The sequence below is a fragment of the Alcanivorax sp. HI0083 genome (genome assembly GCF_001635175.1).
Map to the genome: position 1 here is coordinate 1 of NZ_LWFX01001618.1, position 593 is coordinate 593.

Genomic DNA, 593 nt, shown 5'->3' on the forward strand with positions numbered 1-593 from the left:
ATCAGCGGCGTGAGAATGCCGTCTTTGCCGGTCAGGTCTTTGCCTTCCTGTAGGGCCTTGAGAGCAGCATCAATGTCGAATGTGGGTTTGGTCATGTATCACCTCTTTGGTGTGTAGATTAAAGAAGTGACACAGAATTCTGAACACTACCGGCCATTATCATGTTTGCGCCTCGTGCTTAAACGATTCCTCTCCTCTGGAACGTTTACTTTCTTCTACCTTCGACCGTTTTCCTGTTCCGTTTAATCCAGCGGTATCGTTTTGTGGCCCATAGAATAATCAGCAACTCTATGACAAACGACCAGTGCAACACAAAGTTAAACCACCAGGGCTGAAAGTGTGCGGGCACAGTGAATAACGCGTAAGGCCGATCCACAAAGGGTGCTAGCCACCAGATATCACCGACAACGCTATCCAGCAGCATGTGCAGCAAGCCACCCAGGGAAAAGATCAAGGTGAGAAAGGGTAGCGACTGTTTTCTTGTCAGACCGGTTGCCAGCATTGAGGTACACAGCAGGCCGATCCACAGACTGGGCCAGTGGCTAAAGTATTTATGGTGATGGGTCTGGCGGTGGTCGATGAAATAAAAGTAG

General features: G+C 49.2%; 1 protein-coding gene. It reads right to left on the reverse strand.

Going from position 1 to position 593, the window contains the following annotated elements; all coding sequences use genetic code 11:
* Positions 1 to 205: 205 nt before the first annotated feature.
* Positions 206 to 593, reverse strand: a 388-nt coding sequence (locus tag A3754_RS28225) for a hypothetical protein (protein WP_063521536.1), incomplete at its 5' end; no start/stop codon positions are given.